This window comes from Lysinibacillus sp. NPDC097287, assembly GCF_044761695.1.
Lineage (GTDB): Bacteria > Bacillota > Bacilli > Bacillales_A > Planococcaceae > Lysinibacillus.
In genome coordinates, this window is sequence record NZ_JBIWCX010000017.1 from 25151 (window position 1) to 44862 (window position 19712).

Annotated in this window: 21 protein-coding genes; 15 read left to right on the top strand and 6 right to left on the bottom strand. The window is 37.1% G+C overall.

What is annotated here, in order from left to right:
• The first annotated feature begins 57 nt into the window (after positions 1-57).
• Complete coding sequence (locus ACIQ2D_RS18755) at positions 58-546, top strand: metal-dependent hydrolase (RefSeq protein ID WP_402866834.1); 489 nt, start codon at positions 58-60, stop codon at positions 544-546.
• A gap of 135 nt (positions 547-681) precedes the next feature.
• On the opposite strand, the gene ACIQ2D_RS18760 is transcribed toward ACIQ2D_RS18755, so the two are convergent.
• Positions 682-1503: a squalene/phytoene synthase family protein gene (locus ACIQ2D_RS18760; RefSeq protein ID WP_402866835.1), complete on the bottom strand. Its 822-nt coding sequence runs from the start codon at positions 1501-1503 to the stop codon at positions 682-684.
• Positions 1504-1736: 233 nt separating this feature from the next.
• Here ACIQ2D_RS18760 and ACIQ2D_RS18765 point away from each other — a divergent pair, with 233 nt between their 5' ends.
• The 11 genes from ACIQ2D_RS18765 to ACIQ2D_RS18815 all read left to right on the top strand — a co-directional run bounded on the left by ACIQ2D_RS18765 (position 1737) and on the right by ACIQ2D_RS18815 (position 12667).
• Complete coding sequence (locus ACIQ2D_RS18765) at positions 1737-2471, top strand: SDR family NAD(P)-dependent oxidoreductase (RefSeq protein ID WP_402866836.1); 735 nt, start codon at positions 1737-1739, stop codon at positions 2469-2471.
• A gap of 396 nt (positions 2472-2867) precedes the next feature.
• Positions 2868-3704, top strand: coding sequence for a type II pantothenate kinase (coaW, locus tag ACIQ2D_RS18770; protein ID WP_402866837.1), 837 nt, complete (start codon positions 2868-2870; stop codon positions 3702-3704).
• A 544-nt stretch (positions 3705-4248) separates the two neighbouring features.
• Entirely contained in the window at positions 4249-5229 is a 981-nt protein-coding gene (locus tag ACIQ2D_RS18775; protein WP_402866838.1) for a glutaminase, read from the top strand.
• 513 nt (positions 5230-5742) lie between these two features.
• On the top strand, positions 5743-7311 hold the full coding sequence (locus ACIQ2D_RS18780) for an S-layer homology domain-containing protein (protein ID WP_402866839.1): 1569 nt from the start codon (positions 5743-5745) through the stop codon (positions 7309-7311).
• Between the two features lie 483 nt (positions 7312-7794).
• Positions 7795-8013 (top strand): hypothetical protein, encoded by a 219-nt coding sequence (locus ACIQ2D_RS18785; RefSeq protein ID WP_402866840.1) that lies wholly within the window; start codon positions 7795-7797, stop codon positions 8011-8013.
• A gap of 223 nt (positions 8014-8236) precedes the next feature.
• The gene (locus ACIQ2D_RS18790; RefSeq protein ID WP_402866841.1) at positions 8237-8377 is read left to right on the top strand and encodes a hypothetical protein; all 141 of its coding nucleotides are present in this window, start codon (positions 8237-8239) and stop codon (positions 8375-8377) included.
• Between the two features lie 203 nt (positions 8378-8580).
• Positions 8581-8979 (top strand): MarR family winged helix-turn-helix transcriptional regulator, encoded by a 399-nt coding sequence (locus ACIQ2D_RS18795; RefSeq protein ID WP_402866842.1) that lies wholly within the window; start codon positions 8581-8583, stop codon positions 8977-8979.
• A gap of 5 nt (positions 8980-8984) precedes the next feature.
• Positions 8985-10175: an MFS transporter gene (locus ACIQ2D_RS18800; RefSeq protein ID WP_402866843.1), complete on the top strand. Its 1191-nt coding sequence runs from the start codon at positions 8985-8987 to the stop codon at positions 10173-10175.
• Positions 10176-10288: 113 nt separating this feature from the next.
• A complete protein-coding gene (locus ACIQ2D_RS18805; RefSeq protein ID WP_402866844.1) occupies positions 10289-10777 on the top strand; it encodes a hypothetical protein in 489 nt (162 codons plus the stop codon).
• 206 nt (positions 10778-10983) lie between these two features.
• Positions 10984-11481: a sigma-70 family RNA polymerase sigma factor gene (locus ACIQ2D_RS18810; protein WP_402866845.1), complete on the top strand. Its 498-nt coding sequence runs from the start codon at positions 10984-10986 to the stop codon at positions 11479-11481.
• On the top strand, positions 11474-12667 hold the full coding sequence (locus tag ACIQ2D_RS18815; protein ID WP_402866846.1) for a hypothetical protein: 1194 nt from the start codon (positions 11474-11476) through the stop codon (positions 12665-12667). The genes ACIQ2D_RS18810 and ACIQ2D_RS18815 overlap by 8 nt, the downstream gene beginning before the upstream one ends.
• 285 nt (positions 12668-12952) lie before the next feature.
• Here ACIQ2D_RS18815 and ACIQ2D_RS18820 read toward each other — a convergent pair whose 3' ends face one another.
• From ACIQ2D_RS18820 to ACIQ2D_RS18830, 3 genes are all read right to left on the bottom strand, one after another.
• Positions 12953-13699 carry an amino acid ABC transporter ATP-binding protein gene (locus ACIQ2D_RS18820; RefSeq protein WP_402866847.1) on the bottom strand — a complete coding sequence of 249 codons (747 nt, stop codon included), beginning with the start codon at positions 13697-13699 and terminating at the stop codon, positions 12953-12955.
• A gap of 11 nt (positions 13700-13710) precedes the next feature.
• Complete coding sequence (locus tag ACIQ2D_RS18825) at positions 13711-14367, bottom strand: amino acid ABC transporter permease (RefSeq protein ID WP_402866848.1); 657 nt, start codon at positions 14365-14367, stop codon at positions 13711-13713.
• A 133-nt stretch (positions 14368-14500) separates the two neighbouring features.
• Complete coding sequence (locus ACIQ2D_RS18830) at positions 14501-15313, bottom strand: amino acid ABC transporter substrate-binding protein (protein WP_402866849.1); 813 nt, start codon at positions 15311-15313, stop codon at positions 14501-14503.
• A 275-nt stretch (positions 15314-15588) separates the two neighbouring features.
• On the opposite strand from ACIQ2D_RS18830, the gene ACIQ2D_RS18835 reads away from it, so the two are divergent.
• Positions 15589-16269 (top strand): hypothetical protein, encoded by a 681-nt coding sequence (locus ACIQ2D_RS18835; RefSeq protein WP_402866850.1) that lies wholly within the window; start codon positions 15589-15591, stop codon positions 16267-16269.
• 175 nt (positions 16270-16444) lie between these two features.
• Positions 16445-17107 carry a Dph6-related ATP pyrophosphatase gene (locus ACIQ2D_RS18840; protein ID WP_402866851.1) on the top strand — a complete coding sequence of 221 codons (663 nt, stop codon included), beginning with the start codon at positions 16445-16447 and terminating at the stop codon, positions 17105-17107.
• 358 nt (positions 17108-17465) lie between these two features.
• Here the strand turns inward: ACIQ2D_RS18840 and ACIQ2D_RS18845 are convergent, their stop codons facing one another.
• On the bottom strand, positions 17466-17858 hold the full coding sequence (locus ACIQ2D_RS18845; RefSeq protein ID WP_402866852.1) for a reverse transcriptase-like protein: 393 nt from the start codon (positions 17856-17858) through the stop codon (positions 17466-17468).
• A gap of 167 nt (positions 17859-18025) precedes the next feature.
• Between ACIQ2D_RS18845 and ACIQ2D_RS18850 the strand changes: the two genes are divergently transcribed.
• Entirely contained in the window at positions 18026-18217 is a 192-nt protein-coding gene (locus tag ACIQ2D_RS18850) for a zinc-finger domain-containing protein (RefSeq protein WP_402866899.1), read from the top strand.
• Between the two features lie 439 nt (positions 18218-18656).
• On the opposite strand, the gene ACIQ2D_RS18855 is transcribed toward ACIQ2D_RS18850, so the two are convergent.
• Positions 18657-19640, bottom strand: coding sequence for an SEC-C domain-containing protein (locus ACIQ2D_RS18855; RefSeq protein WP_402866853.1), 984 nt, complete (start codon positions 19638-19640; stop codon positions 18657-18659).
• Between the last annotated feature and the right edge of the window lie 72 nt (positions 19641-19712).

A 19712-nucleotide genomic window follows, 5' to 3' on the forward strand; every position in this document is an offset into this window, starting at 1 on the left:
AAGTGTGGTAAATTTGGAGTGTAGAATTTTATCAACATGCAAGGAGAATTATGGACTATGCTAGGGAATACACACATCGTAGGAGGCATCACAGCAAGTCTTGCTTTTGCGCAAATTTCAAATGAAAACCCTATTGTATTAGTAGGGGCAGGTGTAGTCGGTGCGTTGTTGCCCGATATATGCCACAGTGGTAGTAAAATTGGGCGGACGTTTCCCGTCAGTTCAAGGATCGTCAATAAGCTGTTTGGGCATCGGTCCTTCACACATAGTTTGCTATTTTTGTTTTTAGTAGCGATACTGATGGATGCTATTGTGCCGTACAGATCGTTGATAATAGGTATTTTGCTGGGGATGGCTAGCCACTTGATCCTCGATATGGGGACGAAAAAGGGAGTTAAATTATTTTTCCCAATCAAAATAGCAGTGCGTTTCCCCATTACCATTAAAACGGGTAGTAAAGCAGAAAAAATGATTTTTGCAGTACTATGTATGCTATCGCTGTACTTTGGCTATGAGATTATGTTGGATATAGTGAGCGTTGTATAAAAAAGAAACCCTTTCATGAGAAATTTCTCGCGAAAGGGTTTTACTTGTTTTGCATTTTTTAGGTCATTTTAGAGGCTTATTTGGCACTCCGCATGTATTGCCCTGCGGAGAATTGTGTGAGTAACAGTCACCCAATCAGTCTGCTTGCACTTCCTCGACAGTTTGTTCAACTTCAGCTCGCGTCATTTTTTCACGACCTTCTTGCATTGCCTTCAATGTTTTATGTGCTAAAGCTAGTGGCAGGCGGCAGAATAATAGAATTGTCCGTTTGTTTAATTCTTTCATATAAAGATCGCCTTTTGCTAAGTTTTCTTCTGCGTAAGCAAATAAATCGTCGCGAGACCAGCCGTCAGGTACGAAGCTGACTCCACGCTCGTCCATATCCTCTTGTTGATTGCGTAAAATATTGACGGCTTGTAAACCTCGTCCATAGCCAATTGCTAATTCACGATCTGTTTGTATACCAGCGCCCCATTCCCATAGATCTGATAACATTGTACCAACGAGACCTGCAACATAGTATGTATACTCGTCTAAGTCTTCACGTGTATGCACTTGCCAATTAGCCTTTGCCCATTTCGCCATCCCATAAGACATTTCACTTGTCGCATTTTGAACAATCATGCGAGAGCCTTCCGGACAAAAAACTAACCAGTCCGCTAATCGCATAGTCACTTCTGGTAATTGGGCAGAGTAGGGTGCAAGTAGGGTAGTATATTTTTCATTATCAAACGGTGCTTTTAATAATTCACTCGTCGCCATTAATAAATCGAATTTCACTTCATTTGACAGATCCCCGTGGTCTTCAATCTCATCGATTGCTCTCATGGCCAAATATGCAGCGGCAACAGAAATTTTTAGGTCGTTTTTTAAAAAAGTAATTGGTAAATAAAAGGTGCGACTCGTGTCCTTTAAAACTTGCATCGCTTCTTTATAAAGTGTTTTTTGATCTTTCATGTGTAATTCCTCCGTTCAAATAGTCACGCCTCTAAAGTATATCGTATCGCAAAAATAGAGAAAGATAAAACAGATTGTTCATTTTTAGAAACAAATACTTTGAAAACGTTTTAGAAAAGTGATAAAGTTTAGTTGTAAACTATTTTAATCTATTATAGTTAGTCGTAAGAGAGCTAACTATATAGTCTCAAATTCGCAAAGGTGAGTTTGACAAGAAGGGGAGAGATTTAATTATGGGTCGTTTAGACAACAAGATTGCAATTATTACAGGTGGAGCTTCAGGAATGGGCGCTTCAATGGCACAATTATTCGCAAACGAAGGCGCAACAGTAATTGCAGCCGACATCAATGAAGACAACCTAGCTAAAATTTCTGAATTAGAAAACGTAGAAGGCATGAAATTAGACGTTTCTTCTGATGAAAACTGGGCAGAAGTAACAAAAGCTATCGTTGAAAAATATGGTCGTATCGATATTTTAATCAACAACGCTGGTATTTCTTCACATAAATTACCAGAAGAACTTACGGATGCAGATTGGGCACTTATGCACAAAATCAACTCATTTGGTCCATTCTTAGGTATCAAACATGCTTCTAAATACATGAAAGAAGCTGGCAAAGGTTCAATCGTTAATACTTCATCGTATACAGCTCTTATCGGGTCTGGCTTCAATGCTTACTCAGCATCTAAAGGTTCATTACGCGCATTAGCTCGTGCTGCAGCTGCTGACTTAGGTAAACACAATATTCGTGTAAACACTGTTTTCCCAGGTGTTATTGAAACACCAATGACAGCAGGCTTAACACAATATAAAGCGGCTATGGACATGCTAGTAGCAGCTACTCCAATGGGTCGTCTTGGACAACCACAAGAAGTTGCAAACGCAATTTTATTCTTAGCATCAGACGAAGCTTCATACATTACAGGTGGCGAGCTTGTAATTGACGGCGGATACTCTGCACAATAATATTTTCATGTTATAATAGCAATAATCAAAGAGTCGAGTGCATTAGCATCGGCTCTTTTTTTACATAAAACGGAATGAAATGCGATATTTATAGAATAAATTTTGATTTTTTTTATGTTTTTTGCATGAATGACAATCAAGTTATTGCACAATCATTTCAACAGGGGTAAAGTTTAGTAAGGGCGAATAATCAATTACGCCTCGGTGTAATTGAGTCCGGATTTTGAATTGTGTAAGCATAATTCACTTCTTTTAAAAATCCGTGACATCCGCAGGGGGCATTAACTTTATTCAGTTGGTGTTTCATTACTACTGAATAAAAGCTAAAAATCAGTATTTATCTTACCCTCTATAGAGGTAGGAACTTCTACTGAATAAAGTTAAAGGAGAAATAGTATGCCAAAGGCTATAGGTATTGATACGGGCGGCACATTGACGAAAATAGCGTATTTGGATGAGCACAATGAGCTGATTTTAATAACTTTTCCGTCTAATGATTTGCAGGCTGTAAAAGACTGGATTTTAGATCATCCAGATATCGAGGATATTGGAGTTACGGGGGGACGTACTGAGCAATTACTTGACGTCATTAAAATGATGAAATCAATTCATTATATAGTAGAGTTTGAAGCAACGTTGAAAGGTGTACGTTTTTTACTAAAAAAAGAAGGCCATCTTTTTGACCGAAGTATGATTACGAATATTGGTACTGGTACATCCATTCACTATATGGATGGCAATACAGATGTTCGAGTAGGTGGGACAGGTATTGGTGGTGGTACACTAATCGGTCTATCCGCGCTGACGACTGGTATTACTGATTACAATTCCATTCGTGAAATGGCGGCAAAGGGGAATCGTGAAGACATCGATTTACGTGTTAGCGATATCTATCAAGGTATGGATACACCAATCGATGGTCATTTAACCGCGAGTAACTTCGGGAAAGTCGGAATTACAGAAGATATTAAACACCAATCTGAAGACATTTTAGCGACTGTCCAAGGCCTAGTCGGTGAGGTCATTACAACACTCAGCATTCAATATGCAGAGGAAAAAAATGCCCAACATATCGTCTATATTGGATCAACGCTTAGCAATAATGAGCATTTAACGAACGTTATAGCAAATTACACACGCACAAAAAAACATACACCGGTCTTCATCAATGATCACGGCTTCTCAGGTGCAGTCGGTGCATTATTAAACATAACTGAATATACGATTGTCTAAGCGACAGGTAGAAATGGAGGTGTCTCAAAAGATTTTTGAGATAGCTCCATTTTGCAGTAAATGGTATTAGATAATTAGTAAACAACTCCATTTTTTCTGAAAAATCAAGGGTGAAACTAGGTCTTTGGGGCAAGCAGGCTCAACATTTTGCTAGCAGATAATTTCTTGGCTATACTATTTATTATTGATTGATGAAAGACAGAAATTATTTAACGTATTGGAGCAATCGAAATAGAGTGTGGTTGTCCTAAAAGTAAAATAGTGTGCTGAGAGTACTTTAAATATGCTGTTTTTTTGATATATAGGTAAAAATCAACGTAGACTCCTGCGGGAACATAATTTGCGACGAAAGCGTGAGTGAAACGTAGCGGCAGGAGCACGCACAAGACGTAAGACGCAACAAATCGCGCGTAGCGAGGGTTGCGACTTACGCTGTGCCCGCGGAAAGCGAAGTGGATTTTTACCATATAGAAAGCCAGTTGTTTTGCTTAAAGGGACTTATTGGATAGCCTCGCTCTGTTTTTTCTTAAAAGGAGAGAGCAAAATGGATTTATCAAATAAAAAAAATGTTGAACAACAAGATAGTCAATTATTAGAAGCATGGGTTGAGCAGTTTCGTCCTTATTCAAAAGAGGGGAAATGTGCTGATTATATACCTGCACTAGCAATGAATAATCCGAATCACCTAGCCATTTCAGTAATTGGCTCAGACGGAATTGAAATGAAAGCTGGAGATACGACTAACACGTTTACACTACAAAGTGTTTCTAAGATTGTTGCTTTTATTTCAGCTTGTATGGATAGAGGATTGCCTTATGTATTAGAGCGTGTTGATGTAGAGCCTACAGGTGATACCTACAACTCTATTGTTCGTTTAGAAAGTCATGAACCTGGAAAACCCTTTAACCCTATGATCAATGCAGGAGCTATTACCGTTTCTTCAATGATTTCTGGGAATTCATCACAGGAAAAATTAGATACTATATTAAAATTATTAGAAAAAATGGTAGGGAAAAAATTAAGTGTAAATGAAGAAGTCTTTCAATCCGAATGGGAAACGGCAAATCGGAATCGAGCAATCGCCTACTTTTTGATGGATTCTGGCTATTTAGATTGCGAAGTAGAGGAAGCACTAGAAGTTTATTTGAAGCAATGTGCTATTGAAGTAGATGTTTCGGATTTAGCAATGATTGGATTAGTGATTGGCAATGACGGTTATCATCCAATATTGAAAGAGCAGTTATTTCCAAAGGAAGTAGCAAAACTAACGAAAGCGTTAATGATTACTTGTGGCATGTATAATTCCTCAGGTAAATTTGCAGCTTTTATAGGATTGCCTGCTAAAAGTGGTGTCTCAGGAGCAATTTTTGCTGCTGTGCCAAGCCACGCAAGCTTACATTCGCCATTTCCTACTGGATGTGGAATTGGCATATATGGGCCGGCAATAGATGAAATTGGAAATAGTGTTGCGGGCGTGCATTTACTAAAGCATATTGCTACTGAGTGGAACATGAATATTTTTTGACACTGGTAGCAATAAGCACACATGTACTTTATAAAGTTTTTAATGTAGACAAGCTAACTGGCCTGTCTACATTTTTTTAGTTTTAGGCTCTGTTAGCTACAGTGTTGTTTATATGCTGTTAATGTCATTTATGTATATAACATCAAATGCGGTGGGTACGAAAAAGACAAGCATACAACTCAATGGCTAAAAGAAATATTGATGTTTGCTAAATCTAGTATCTATTAGTTGTAGCGTTAATAGATATATAGGTAAAGCAATTGTAAGGAAAGTAAGACCTCCCCAAAACAACACAGAATAAGCATCCCCGAACTGTAGTTTGTCATAACACTGACTATAACTTTTATAATATGTTAGATTAATGAAAATACAACATAATTACACTTTACATCCGAAAAGATATTTTTCCCAATATTAGATTTTAGGTAATAAGAAGGGAAAATATGTTTTAAATATTATAAGTTTCTGATATGATTCTAAAGTAGTTGAAAATACCAATTTAAGGAGACTTTTATGAAGAAGATTTTGTTTGCTTTACCATTATTGTTGTTTTTCTGTATGTCGGGGATAGCTAATGCAGCTTTTACCGATGTAACGCAAAACAAAGAGGAAGTTCAATTTTTAGTAGATAAAGAAGTTATACAAGAACAAGGGGAATTCAGACCAAACGATTCTATCACTAGAGTAGAAGCTGTTACAATGTTAATGCGTTCTCTTGATATGGACTATGACACATTAAACAATCCGAATTTCACTGATATAAGTGAAGATGATACTGGATATGAATATATTGCTAAAGCAAATGAATTAGGATTTATTAGCGGGAAAATAGATCAAAACGGAAATTCTTACTTTGATCCAAATGGAATTCTTACTCGCGCACAAATGGCTAAAATCATAGTAAATGCATTTTCCTTAACTAAACAAAGTGAAAAAACATTTAGTGATGTTCCTTCAAGTAGTGCACAAGCCTCTTATATTACAAATTTAGCATCCAATAATATTACCACGGGGTATTCTGACGGAACTTTCAAACCTAATAACAAATTAACAAGAATTCATTTTGCAGTATTTCTTGCAAGAACGTTAGAGCCGAACTATCGAGTGGAGACTTATTTACCGCAAATGTTTATGTCCTCTACTACTGCTGATGGTGGAATAAAAATTGCAGGGTTATCACAAGGTGGAAATTTAATTTCTTGGCATTCTGAAAGAAACGCAGATAATGATCGTTATTTAAAATCCTATAAACAGCTTACGAAAAATGCAAAAGAATTAGATAGTGGTTACGTTCTAAAAGAAGATGGTACTGTATGGGAACTAAATGAAACATATGATAAAATGTCACAAATCAACGGCTTGAAAAATTTAAAAATTGAAACTATTGAGTCGTTCGGTTCGTTTATAGCAGCTTTAACAACATCCAATGAATTGTATATACTGGATCCAGATAATACTCTAAAACAAGGTACCTCTGTATCTTCTCCTTTAAAAAAGCTTTCGGTAAGTAATATTAAACAAATTGAGGTAGGGGCTAATGTACTTTTTGTGTTACAAGAAGATGGTACAGCGTTAGCTTTAGGGAAACTAAATAAATGGGCAAATCAAGAAACTCAATTTACGCAAATACCTATAGGACAGCCTATCAAGCAAATAGTTGTTAGTGACCTATCGAATATGTATGCTTTTCTTACTGAAGATAACCAGGTTTATGTCTCTAATAATACTGTATATATAAACGGGGACTTTTTAGAATCGAAAGTGAATATTAGTTACAGACTTGTAAACGTATCAAATGTAAAACATATTTATAGTACAGGGCCAAGTATTCTATTTGTCACAAAAGAGGACAAATATTTTAAGATATCGAGCGGGGCGGCTCTTACTGAGCACGGTGTTACTGCATTTAAAATGAATGTTCCAAATAGCGCAATAGCAATAGGGAATGCATCTTCTCAGTGGAATGGTGGATTTGTATATTGGTTATTAAGTGATGGACGAATTTATGCAGAGCTCCCTAGCAATGATCCTGATTATGATATTAAGTACTTTATTCCAGCTTTAAAAAATGCATTAAAATAACCATAAAGTAATTGTTACTATGTTGTTGACAATAAACTCCGAATAGCAACCACTTTAAAAAGTGGACTATTCGGAGTTTTGTTTTTCTCTACTTTGTTTCTTATTTATCGCTTCTCGAACATATCCAGCAAAATAAGTAAATAATTCTCTGAAATATTGTCGTATGCAGGAGTTTGTGTTGCTTTTAAGGAAATAGGCGTAAAGCAGGTAGTGTCTTTAAGGTCACTGTTCAATATAGTTGATGGGTTTTCTAGCTCTAATTTCAGAGGTTCGCAAATAAGAAAGTCCGGATTTTTTCAATCACGTATTCGAAATTTGAATACGCGATTGAAATTGAAGAAAAGCAACAATCAAGTTAAACAGAGCCCAGTTTTAAAGAACTCATTATTATTTGTTTTTTTCTTTTGTTAATTAGAATGAGGAAAAGTCTAAAGAATAAAACCTTCTATCTTGCGCAAATTAGGTTTTAGGAGGTGAATGTAGATGGGGAAAAACAACAACAAGACAATGAATACAAGAACACATAACCCTTATGGTACCTACAAAAGTAAAGACCTTGACGATAGTAACAGTAACAACAATAACCCAAATGACAACTTAAACGAAGAATTCTCTGCAGAATTTGATGCAAAAGCAAAAAATGCAAACAATAAAACCAATCATGATAAAAATCAACAATCCAATAAAAAGAAAAATATATAATTGAAATTTAGGTTTCTAACCGTAATCTGTACATGGCTTTAATAGAAGTGTTATTTGGAGCAGATGAATCCCGAGACACTCCTGCGGGAAAGCAAGTCAGGCAAGACTCCACAGGTAGCTTGCGACTTGCTCGTGGAAAGGGAGTGGGATTCATCTGCAAGCACACAGTTGGTGTAGAGCCGAAATAAACTATTCATTTTTAAATGTTGGAGGTGGACAGGTAATGGCTAAGAAAGGTAAAACAAGTTTCAAGAAGAAAAAGAAAGAAGATGTACACAAAAGAAATGATCGTGAAGAATATTCTGCTGAATTTAATGCAGTGATTCATAATAATGCACAACAACCAAAACAAAACAATAAATAAAAGTATTATGAAAATAAACGCTCCTGGAGTAGGATATAAAAACTTCAGGGGTATTTATTTTTGCTATTTTAAAAAATATGCCCACTAAAATTCACTTTATGCAAATGAGCGATAATGCTGAGAATAAAATCAATTCTTTACAACACTAAAACTGAGGCGTATAGTGATTATTTAACTAGGTAAATAATTTAGGTGGTGAGAAGTTGAATCCGGTATTCCATGCGTTACTCCAAAAAAGTAGGTATTTAACGAATTGTTTAAATGAAACGTTGAAACAACACAATTTGTATAGCTCGCAGTGGACGATCTTATATTGCTTGCATGTACACGGTCCTATGACACTAACGCAAATTTGGAAGTATTTAAATGTTGAGGCACCCAGCATTACAAGAGCCGTCGTAAGGCTTGAAACACTAGGTTGGGTGCAAAGAGTGGATGGGGCAGATAAGCGCGAAAAGATTGTGACGTTGACAGGAATGGCAGAGGAATCCTTACCGGCGATTGAGCAAACAATTTTAGCATTTGAGGCAGAAATGATTGGCTCGATGACGATTGAAGAGCAACAACAATTTATGAATCTATTGCAAAAAATGAAAGGTTGATTGATGTGCAACAAGAAGAAAGTACGCAAATTTGGACGAAAAGGTTCATCAGTTTATTTTTGATCAATATTTCGGTGTTTTTTGTTTTTTATGGTTTAGTGACAACATTACCGCTATATGCAATTGGCGTGCTGCATCAAACTGATAAAGAAGCAGGGTTACTGCTTTCAAGTTTCTTATTATCTGCAATTATTGTCCGTCCGTTTTCGGGTAAACTATTGGATGTATTCGGCAAGAAAAAGCTGTTAGTCCTTTCTATTGCAGGCTATTTTGTATGTACGGTTTTATATTTATTGATAGATCCATTTGGACTTTTGCTTGGCTTACGTTTTATTCAAGGGATTTTCTTTAGTATTATTACAACGGCTGTTAGTTCGTTGGCAGCGGATAGTGTGCCAAAAAGCAGAAAAGGGGCAGGGCTTGGCTATTTCGCGATGTCAAATAATCTGGCAGTGGTCATTGGTCCATTTGTTGGCTTACTATTAATCCAATATAGTAGCTTTAGTGTGCTATTTATTGTGATGAGTATTTGTGTGCTAGCTGGCGGGTTTTTAGCTGCTTCTGTGAAAACGGATGATTTACCAAAGCCCGAACATCAAGGGAAGCTAAAGTTTACAGTTCATGATTTACTTGAACGCAGAGCATTGCCTATTGCAGCAATTGCTAGTTTAGTAGCCTTCGCTTATGCGAGTGTCTTATCGTTCTTATCGGTGTATGCACAGCAAAAGGATTTGATGGCGGTAGCGAGCTTCTTTTACGCAGTATTCGCCGCATCGATGCTCATTACGCGTCCGTACACAGGCAAGCTCTATGATACAAAAGGAGCTCAATATGTAATTATTCCAGGGTTGATTTCATTTGCCATTGGGTTAGTAATGCTTGCCTTTGTGTCTGGCCCAGTGTTGTTTTTAGGAGCGGCCATCTTTGTCGGTTTCGGCTATGGGGCTGTGACAACGAGTTTACAGGCATTAGCTGTACAATCGACGGCTCATAACCGTAGTAGCTATGCAACAGCGACATTTTTTACAATGTTTGACCTTGGGATTGCGCTAGGCTCATACGTCTTAGGCATCGTTGCGGTTCAAGCTGGCTATGCTTCTGTTTACATAACAGGGGCAGGGGTTTTAGCAGTTGTTTTCGTGGTTTATTTAATAAGGTTAGCAAAAATTAAGACGAGAAAAGTAGTCCATATATAGGAAAAGTGAATCCTCTCTTACAAAATTTTTTTTGTTTGAGGGGATTTTCTGTTATATTATGTAATCTTATAGAAAGAACTTTTGAAAAATTTAAAAGTGTAGGTGATAGTTAAATGTTTTCATGGAGAGTTACAAAGTATAATCCAGAGTTGCGAAATGAAGATGGAAGTTACATAAATCAAGATGAGTGGACTAGCATTTCAGATGTGGGGACCAAAGTGAGTGAAAAAGAATATTTAAAAGTAGAATCAATTTATTTAGATGCAATCGAAGCTTTTTTGCGTGAGATTGGCGTAGATAAAGTCTCGATAGAAGCACTTGAACTTCATATTTTAGAAGAACAAGAGCCGAGTGTACATTCGTTTTTATCGAAGTTAGAAATAGGTATTGAATTAACGACTTCCGAAATTAGAGAACTTTCAAAATGGGTTTTGAGAGAAGTTATTTGGTGTAAATTAAGTGTGCAAAATCAATGTTTTATCCATTTTGGGTATGATTATTATCTATACATAGGTGCGAATCGAAATTGTCCGAATGCTATTAAGGAAGTTGAACAACTAGGGTTATACGTTGAAGTATTCCAGACACCGTATTCAGACTAGAAGTGTCATTAGTGGAAGGTATGAGTAGTGTATTACAACACTCAATTGTTTAATTTTTATGTTAAATTATTTCAAATTGTGCAGAAGGACAGCATGTTCAAATAGTGGAAGTTCCAAATTCTTATTTTTTTATTATTTCATATTTTTGAACAATATGCGAAAACTTTTACGTCTAATTATTAAAAGACAATTAAGGTGATGATAACATGGAGCAGCTAGTAGAGGAATACGGAGAGTACCTATTCCATCTTAGCTATTTATATGTGAAGGACAGGCAACTAGCAGAGGAAATTACACAGGACGTGTTTTTTACATATGCTACAAAGAGAGACGATTTTCGTGGTGAGGCAGCACTGAAAACCTATTTGACAAGGATATTAATTAATCGCTGTCATGATGAATTACGTAAAATGAAGCGGAAAAATGTTTTGCAATTTTTAACCCCGTTTTGGTCAAACGAAAAATCTGCAGAGCAGGAAGTAATGAAGCAACAACAATTTCAATCATTAAAGCAAGCGGTAATGGGGCTACCAATCCACTATAGAGAAGCTATTATTTTGTTTTATTATGAAGAATTTGAGGCATGGGAAATTGCAGATTTGCTAGGTGTTTCTCAAAATACCGTGCGCACGCGATTACGTAGAGGCAAGGATTTACTTAGATCAAAACTATCGTCACAGGCGGAGGTGTTTATCCATGAATAATTTAAAAGAGCAGTTAAGAAAGGAGCTTCGTTCAGAGGCACCATTTACTGAGGACATGAAACAGCGCATTCTAATGAATAATAGATTAGTAAAAGCACCAGCAAAAAAATTAAACTGGCAAGTGTCTATTATTTCGCTGGCGTTTCTTCTAATTTTAGGTTTTGTCGTGATGCTGCAAGTCACGTCAGATGGGGAGACAGCTTCAAAGACGGTGGCGACATTGCCTACTGACCCGAATGAGCTTCTGGCATTATTGCAGGAAAATGAAAATGTGCTGCCAATTATTGAGTCGAATGGGCAATTAGTAATCGATCCAGATACTTCTTTTATAATGGGTAAACAGTGGATGCTGTCGAATCTTCCAATGGTGGTTAAACCGGATGCGGAGATACAAGTAGGCGATTATATTGCCTACTATAATACGTATGATATTACTGTTTCTCCTGTGTACGGCGTGGAGGGAGATAAAGTACAAACATCGAATGGACAAGTGACATTAAATGGTGATTTTCTAGCTTTACCAGGCACGGTTGCACCAATTGAATTCGATGATGCTGAACAACAAGAGATTTTTCAGTATTATTTTGGATATCGGTATCATTTCAATAAACCGCAGAGGGATTATATCGATGTAGATATTGATCCATTGAGTACGAATGAGTATGCCGTTTATATGAATGACAAGGGGCATACAGCACAAGTGATAAAAGAATCTCAGATTATTGGAAAAGTCGTGGGAATTGAAAAACTTGAGCCGACTTTTACGTTAACAACCGAGGAACAATCACTATATAATGCGTTTAAAGAAAATTATGATATGTCCTTACTTCAGGGTGCTGAACCGTTAACAATTACGAAGATGTATTTGCAAGCAGAAATGGAACTGGATTATGAAACACATTATGCTTTGTTAACGACACGTGAAGGTCCTGCGCGAGCGCAAATTGAGCACTATTTAAAAAATACACAAAAAATAAAGGAATATTATTTTACAGAAGACATCCAAAGACTGTTAAATGCATACGCCTTTAACGGTATTGAGAGAGGGCAATTTGAACAGAGAAGTGAAAACGGAGGTGTGATTACCTTCATTCCAACGAACTCAGGTTCTCTGGAGACGTCAGCAGGAATGCTCAAAAACGAACAAGGAATTTGGCAACCATCATTTAGTAGGCCGATTCAGTAATCCTTTATAAAGAGCCTGTCCTAATAGAAAAATATTATGCTGTTTTTTGATATACAGGTAAAAATCCGCGTAGACTCCTGCGGTAACAAAATTTGCGACGAAAGCGTGAGTGTAACGTAGCGGCAGGAGCATGCACAAGACGTAAGACGCAACAAACCGTGCGTAGCGAGGGTTGCGTCTTACGCTGTACCCGCGGAAAGCGAAGCGGATTTTTACCATATAGAAAGCCAGTTGTTCTGCTTAAAGAGACTTATTGGACATCCTCTGCTTTTTTTAATTGATATATTACTTCAAGTTCTTCTGCAAAAATGCTTTTGTACGATCATTCTGCGGATTAGTAAAAAATTCTTCAGGATGATTGGCTTCGATAATTTCTCCGCCGTCCATAAACACAACTTTGTTCGCCACTTCTTTGGCAAAGCCCATTTCATGCGTTACGACAATCATCGTCATGTGCTCTTCGGCTAAATCCTTCATTACTTTTAACACTTCACCTGTTAGCTCTGGATCGAGCGCAGAAGTTGGTTCATCAAATAATAAAATTTGCGGATTCATCATCAGTGCACGTGCAATGGCAACGCGCTGCTTTTGCCCACCAGATAGATTAGCAGGGTATGCTTTTGCTTTATCGACTAAGCCGACTTTTTGCAGTAAATCCTGACAGCGACGAGAAATAGCCTCAGGAGATTCTGTTTTCAGTAATCCTGGTGAGATTTCAAGATTTTGTTGCACGGTTAAATGGGGGAATAAGTTAAAGTGCTGGAACACCATACCCATTTTCGCAGTGATCTTTTTAATGTCCTGTGGCTTTGCGTATGTATTGTCTTGAACTAAATAATCACCGTCCACACGAATACTACCACCGTTAATCTCTTCTAAATGAATCAAACTACGAAGCATTGTACTTTTACCCGAACCAGATGGACCGATAACGGCAACAACATCATTCTTCTCTATATCGAATGTGATTTGTTTTAGTACTTCTAGCTGATCGTAGGATTTTTTTAAATTCGTTACTTCAATAAGTGCCATATGGTTCACCTCTATTCAAATTTAAAACGTCTTTCCAACCACTTAAATATTAACGTTAAGAACAGCGTCATCACTAAATAAATAGCCCCTGCGATAAAGTACGGTACAATCGTGAAATCACGGTTTACGGCAGTTTGTGCAAAGTGAAGTAGCTCTGGAACAGCTACTGCATATAGAAGTGCTGTATCTTTAATAAGTGTCACGGATTCGTTGGACAGCGCTGGTAGTGCCACGCGGAACATTTGCGGCATAATAATACGCGTTGTTGTTTGCCATTTCGATAAGCCGAGCACTTGAGCAGCTTCATATTGTCCTTTATCAATGGCAAGTAAGCCTCCACGGAATATTTCTGCAAAGTAGGCTGCATAGTTCAAGATAAACCCAAGGCAAGCCGCTACGAATCGATCGAGTACGAGATATTCACCAATAACCGGCATCATCGGTAAACCAAAGCAAATTAATAATAGCTGTAGTAATAGTGGCGTACCACGCATCACATAAATATATGTTTGTGCAAACCAAGCTAGCGGTTTGAAACGGCTTTTCACAGCAAATGTAAGTAAGAAGCCTAGTGGAATCGATACAAGAATCGCAATAATAAACAGCAGCACTGTCATTTTTGCTCCTTCAAGCATCGGCATGATCATTGTCTGCCAGTAGTCCGCCATAAAAATTCCCCTCCTAAAAAGGGGCCGTCCAATAAGCATAAAGGCTCATATGGGACAGCCTCATTAATACTCTATTTTCGCACAGAAGAGGCTGTCTCAAATACTTACAGACAGCCTCTTTGATAACATTCACTTATTTTAAAACCTTGTTTTCTCCAAACCATTTTTCAGAGATTTCAGCTGCAGTACCATCTTCGTTCATTTTATCTAAAGCTGCTTGAAGTTTTTCTAATAAAGCTTCATTGCCAGGTTTTACACCAACACCATATTGTTCAGGTGCAAGTGATTCTTCTAATAGTTTGAATGTATCAGGTTGTTGTGTCATGTAGTATTCTGCTACAACCGCATCAATAACGACAGCATCTACACGACCAGATTTTAAATCAGTTAATGCTAAAACGTTATCTGCAAATTCGGTAATTTTTTTGATTTCTTTTTGAATTGGGTTAGCATTTAAAGCATCTAATGCAGAAGATAGGGATTGAAGTCCAACTTCTTTGCCTGCTAAATCACCAAGTACTTGAATTGAAGAATCTTTTAAAGTCATTACAACTTGAGCATTTTCTAGGTAAGGCTTTGTGAATAATACTTTTTCTTTACGCTCATCAGTAATTGTGTAACCATTCCAAATTAAGTCGATACGACCACTAATTAATTCAGATTCTTTTGTCTTCCAATCGATTGGTTGGAATTCTACTTCAGCGCCCATATGCTCAGCTGCTGCACGAGCGTAGTCGATATCAAATCCGACGATTTCGTTCTTTTCATCGCGGAAGCCCATTGGTGCGAATTTGTCATCAATACCAACGATGATTTTTTCTGTTTTTGGTGTTTCTTCTTTGTCATTTGTGTTGTCTTTACCAGATGTCTTTTCATCAGATGTCCCACAAGCTGCTAAAAAAAGTACAGCTGTGAACGCGAAAAGTAGTGTAAAAATACGCTTCATAATCAATTTCCCCTCACATAAATAATAAATGTTTTACTAGAAAGCTAGAAAATAGTAACTTTATGCTTTCGTTTGCTAAACTACTAATGTGTCAAAGCATATCATCGTAATAATTAGATGTCAATATCTATTCTGAATAATTGGAAAATCTGATATATTTAGAATTGTTTTAGGTACTATTGTTAATAGATTAGCTTTGCTAGAAGGCATCATATACAGTTTTTACTGTAACTTTTTTTGCGAGTTCAGTCTAATCGGGTAAAGGGGTGAGGGAAATGAAGATATGGATGAAGCTAAGTTTGCTTGTTATTTTATTGGCAGGGTGTCAAAAGGTAATTGATTGGGTTGATTTTATTAAATGGAATGGTAAAAACTATTACGTGATTTTTTCAGGCGCTTTAGCTGATGACCAATATGTAGGGAACCAAATTGGAACGGTGAAATTTAAAGTAGCGGATAATGTCACGAGTTCATCATACAAAATAAAAGATGGGGATGCTGCTTTTCACGAAAAAGGTACAAACATCTACGCATTGGAAGGTCAGGAAGATATGATTGCGGTAAAGGATGAGCAAGCGATTAATGGCTATCGAGTCTATTATGAGAACGAAGGCAACGACTATAAATGGCATTTTAAAGATCTGCCTTCAGATGAAGTAAAGAAAGTAGAAATTTATGAAGCGTATGCAACAGAAGGAAGTAAACGAATAAATGAAATTACAAAAAATGAGGACATACAGAGCTTACTTGACCTATTAAAGAACAGTCAGGAAGATGCAAATTTTCAACCGAATATAGATAATGGAGATCCCAGTTTTTACGAAATTGTTTTGCATACAAATGAGCCGATTGCCTATAAATACGTCGTACAATTCGATGGGGTGACGTATACTTGGGCTCCGTGGGATACAGAGATATTGTCTGATGAAATAAAACAGTTTATCCCTAACAATTAGTAACTCGACTTTCTCTAAATATCGTAAATGCTAAATATTCTCTTACATTAGATAAAGCTGTTAAAATTACAATATATGTTGAATTAAAGATAGCGGCTTACTTAATGGTTAAGTTCAACTTAGATAGCATAATAACACATCTGGTAGCAATTATAAAAAAGGGAGTGAAACTACTATGAATAACGTACATTTCGTTGCTTCGTGGAGTGGTGGGAAAGATTCAGCGCTAGCCTATTATCGGGCATTGCAATTAGGGATGGTTCCAAAGAAAATATTAACGATGTTTGAGGACAATAAGGAGATTTCTAAATCTCATGCAATTCCATTAGACGTCGTGCAAGCACAAGTAGATAGATTGGGAGTATCACTTTTAACTAAATCTGCAAGTTGGAGCTCATATGAAGGACAATTTATCGCTGCGATGGACACATGTCGAGCAGAAGGCATAACGCACGGTGTGTTTGGTGATATTGATTTGGAAGATCATTTAGAATGGGTCCAAACAACATGTGCGAAATCGGATATTATAGCAGTTCATCCGTTGTGGAACATGGCGAGGCGGACAGTGGTAGAGGAACTGCTAGAAACTGGTTTTGAGGCGTGGATTATTGTAGTAAATACAAAAATGATGCCTGCTTCCTATGTTGGTAAAAGATTGACAAAAGAATTGATGGAGGAGCTAGAAGCTGCGGGCATCGATGCGTGTGGCGAGAACGGGGAGTTCCACACAATTGTAGTGGATGGTCCTATTTTCTCTGAGCGTGTGCCTATTTCCATTGCTGCTCCTGTAGAAAGAGATCATTATATTTTCTCTCCAGTTTCGTTAGAAGTAAAGTGAATAAAGGATTGTAATACATACTCAGCCAAGACGAGTAGTCGCTCAAGTTTGGTGTGAGGTCGCTCAAGTTGGGCGTTAATTCGTTCAACCCGAGCGATAAGTTGCACAACCGGAGCGATAAGTCACACAACAGGAGCGTTAATTCGTTCAACCGGAGCGTAAAGTCACACAAGCAGAGCGATAAGTCACACAACCGGAGCGAAAGTCACTCAACCCGAGCGATAAGTCGCGCACCCCGAGCAAGGGATTAATCATATTTTACCCCAATGAGGATGAAGTTATCGCGATTTAGATAATTTGAACAAGGAGCTATCCATTCTCAGTGTGGACAGCTCCTTGTTTGTTGGCAGTTAAGCTCTTATTTTTTACCTTTAAGAATCGCCGCACGTGCTAATGCATCTGCGGCTTTATTTTGGTTACTTGGTACCCATTTTATGAAAAATAGATCAAAACTCGCGGCAAGTTGTAATGCCTGCGCAAGAAGAGGTTTAAATTCTTCGTTTTTTACATATTCTTTTTCCATAGAGGCAACGACAATTTTTGAATCAGAACGAACGGAAACAATTGATGTACCAAGTTTTTTCGCTTCTTCTAATCCGCGTATTAAAGCGGTGAATTCTGCAATATGATTATTTGATGTACCAATGTATTCACTAATTTGCTCATGATGGCCTTCACCTTTGATGAAGATGCCAATACCACTTGGACCAGGGTTACCGGCACTTGCAGCATCAATATAAACTTCTAACATGCGATCCCTACTTTGCAAAAAATAATATACATTTATATTGTACAACAAGAAACAGTTTGCACAATCATCAAAATTGAATTGGTTTAAACAAAATAGTTGTCTAGAAAAGACCTTCCCTTCATAATAGGAGGAAGTGAAATTTGGGTGAAAGGAGCGAGAGTTTTCAAGTGGATAAAGTGACAGTCATGAAAGATATTGACGAGCTACACGATACGTATTGTGGGGACTGCTTAGTGATCAAACAATTGCGTAAAGATCGTGGTAAAACAGGGGCTCATCGCTTTTGTATCACATCTTGTACAGTGGGCGAGCAATTACAATTTTTAGGCGAAGAACTAATGAAAGTATATAAATCATAGAAGTGTACTACTGAAATTTAGTAATAATGAGCGAGGTATTCGGCAATATAAATGTCGAGTACCTCGCTTTTGCTTTTTTTTTTTGAGTTGAAAGCATATTTTTCTATTTATAAACATATATTAAATGGTAAAATGTTGTTGGTATATATTAGATACATTGGTATAAAAAACTGATAATATATATCGGTTTTTAATATTTTTTATATACTTTTTGATAAAAATATATTATACTAATGTAGTATTATTATTACTCCTCATGTTTTAAACAACTACAACGAAGTATGAATTGAAGTATTTTGGGCAATAATAATATTTGGTTGGTTACCATAGTTAAATTTATAAAAAAGGCTGGTAAGTCGTCTCTATAGACAACTCACCAGCCTTTTTTATGTTTACTAAAAGCCCCCTTTGCGATTTGATATGCAAAGGGGGCTGTCTATTATTTTTCTGCAGTATAGCTACATAAATCTTGATAGTATTTAGTTAAAGATGAAGCAGAGATATCGAAGGTTGCAGCGATTTCTTTGACATTCATAGATAATGATTCAAATAGACCGTTTTCTTGGCCGTAACGAATCGCACCAGCTGCGATTGCTGCTTCTTTACGAGCAGTAGGCTGACCTTCGATTAGATAGTCTTCTAAAAGCTCTAGCATCGCTGCTGTTTCACGTTCATTTTGCTCAAGGAATTCTTTTACTTGTGTCAATACACCACTTTCAAAGCTAGAGAATTCTTCGCCTTTATAGCCGTTTGATACAAGTAACTCCCAGAATGATAAATGATCTTCTTGTAAAAATGCCTCGACAGATTTCTTCGATGCTTCAAAGTTTTTCTTCAATTGCTCGAATACTTTAGCGTGGTCTTCTGGGAAGAAAATCAGTGTAGAAACAGCTAAATAATTCGATTCGTTAGATGTACCGTCTGGTAGGATAAATGCAAATACTTGCATACCTTCAGGGATTGGTTTGTCATTTTCACGACGAAGGTTAATAACCTCATTTGAAAGGACATGTGTTGCTTGGAAGTAATCTTCTTCCACAACATTAACCGTACCGATGAATAATTTAGGTTGTGACCAGCCGTCTAAAACTCTTAGCGTAGAAGGACGTACTACTTTTTTCTTCGTTTTCTTTAAATAGCCTGTCCAAATATTTGGTTGCTGATGGAAGAAGAAGTCATCCAGTGCAATCGCTTCAATAAGCTCACGCTGAAGTACGCTTTCTAATTTTGGCTGCCAAGCACCTACATGGTCGATATATGCACGAACATCTTTGCGTTCTGGATATTCCAAATAAAATGTTTGTAGTACGCGTTCTAGTTCTTCAATCGCTACAGTCTCAACTGAAATTTGTTGTTTACCTTCACAACATTTTTTGTATTTTTTGCCACTGCCGCATAGGCATGGATCATTACGTTTTACCATAAATAAAAACACTTCCTTTGAAAATTCTTATTAGATATTTGCTAGATATATTGCACTCTATTAATAATAACG

What these genes read in the sequence shown, in the direction of transcription:
- ACIQ2D_RS18755 (WP_402866834.1), top strand. Translation starts at nt 58, where the DNA reads ATGCTAGGGAATACACACATCGTAGGAGGCATCACAGCAAGTCTTGCT.
- ACIQ2D_RS18760 (WP_402866835.1), bottom strand. Translation starts at nt 1,503, where the DNA reads ATGAAAGATCAAAAAACACTTTATAAAGAAGCGATGCAAGTTTTAAAG.
- ACIQ2D_RS18765 (WP_402866836.1), top strand. Translation starts at nt 1,737, where the DNA reads ATGGGTCGTTTAGACAACAAGATTGCAATTATTACAGGTGGAGCTTCA.
- coaW (WP_402866837.1), top strand. Translation starts at nt 2,868, where the DNA reads ATGCCAAAGGCTATAGGTATTGATACGGGCGGCACATTGACGAAAATA.
- ACIQ2D_RS18775 (WP_402866838.1), top strand. Translation starts at nt 4,249, where the DNA reads ATGGATTTATCAAATAAAAAAAATGTTGAACAACAAGATAGTCAATTA.
- ACIQ2D_RS18780 (WP_402866839.1), top strand. Translation starts at nt 5,743, where the DNA reads ATGAAGAAGATTTTGTTTGCTTTACCATTATTGTTGTTTTTCTGTATG.
- ACIQ2D_RS18785 (WP_402866840.1), top strand. Translation starts at nt 7,795, where the DNA reads ATGGGGAAAAACAACAACAAGACAATGAATACAAGAACACATAACCCT.
- ACIQ2D_RS18790 (WP_402866841.1), top strand. Translation starts at nt 8,237, where the DNA reads ATGGCTAAGAAAGGTAAAACAAGTTTCAAGAAGAAAAAGAAAGAAGAT.
- ACIQ2D_RS18805 (WP_402866844.1), top strand. Translation starts at nt 10,289, where the DNA reads ATGTTTTCATGGAGAGTTACAAAGTATAATCCAGAGTTGCGAAATGAA.
- ACIQ2D_RS18810 (WP_402866845.1), top strand. Translation starts at nt 10,984, where the DNA reads ATGGAGCAGCTAGTAGAGGAATACGGAGAGTACCTATTCCATCTTAGC.
- ACIQ2D_RS18815 (WP_402866846.1), top strand. Translation starts at nt 11,474, where the DNA reads ATGAATAATTTAAAAGAGCAGTTAAGAAAGGAGCTTCGTTCAGAGGCA.
- ACIQ2D_RS18820 (WP_402866847.1), bottom strand. Translation starts at nt 13,699, where the DNA reads ATGGCACTTATTGAAGTAACGAATTTAAAAAAATCCTACGATCAGCTA.
- ACIQ2D_RS18825 (WP_402866848.1), bottom strand. Translation starts at nt 14,367, where the DNA reads ATGGCGGACTACTGGCAGACAATGATCATGCCGATGCTTGAAGGAGCA.
- ACIQ2D_RS18830 (WP_402866849.1), bottom strand. Translation starts at nt 15,313, where the DNA reads ATGAAGCGTATTTTTACACTACTTTTCGCGTTCACAGCTGTACTTTTT.
- ACIQ2D_RS18835 (WP_402866850.1), top strand. Translation starts at nt 15,589, where the DNA reads ATGAAGATATGGATGAAGCTAAGTTTGCTTGTTATTTTATTGGCAGGG.
- ACIQ2D_RS18840 (WP_402866851.1), top strand. Translation starts at nt 16,445, where the DNA reads ATGAATAACGTACATTTCGTTGCTTCGTGGAGTGGTGGGAAAGATTCA.
- ACIQ2D_RS18845 (WP_402866852.1), bottom strand. Translation starts at nt 17,858, where the DNA reads ATGTTAGAAGTTTATATTGATGCTGCAAGTGCCGGTAACCCTGGTCCA.
- ACIQ2D_RS18855 (WP_402866853.1), bottom strand. Translation starts at nt 19,640, where the DNA reads ATGGTAAAACGTAATGATCCATGCCTATGCGGCAGTGGCAAAAAATAC.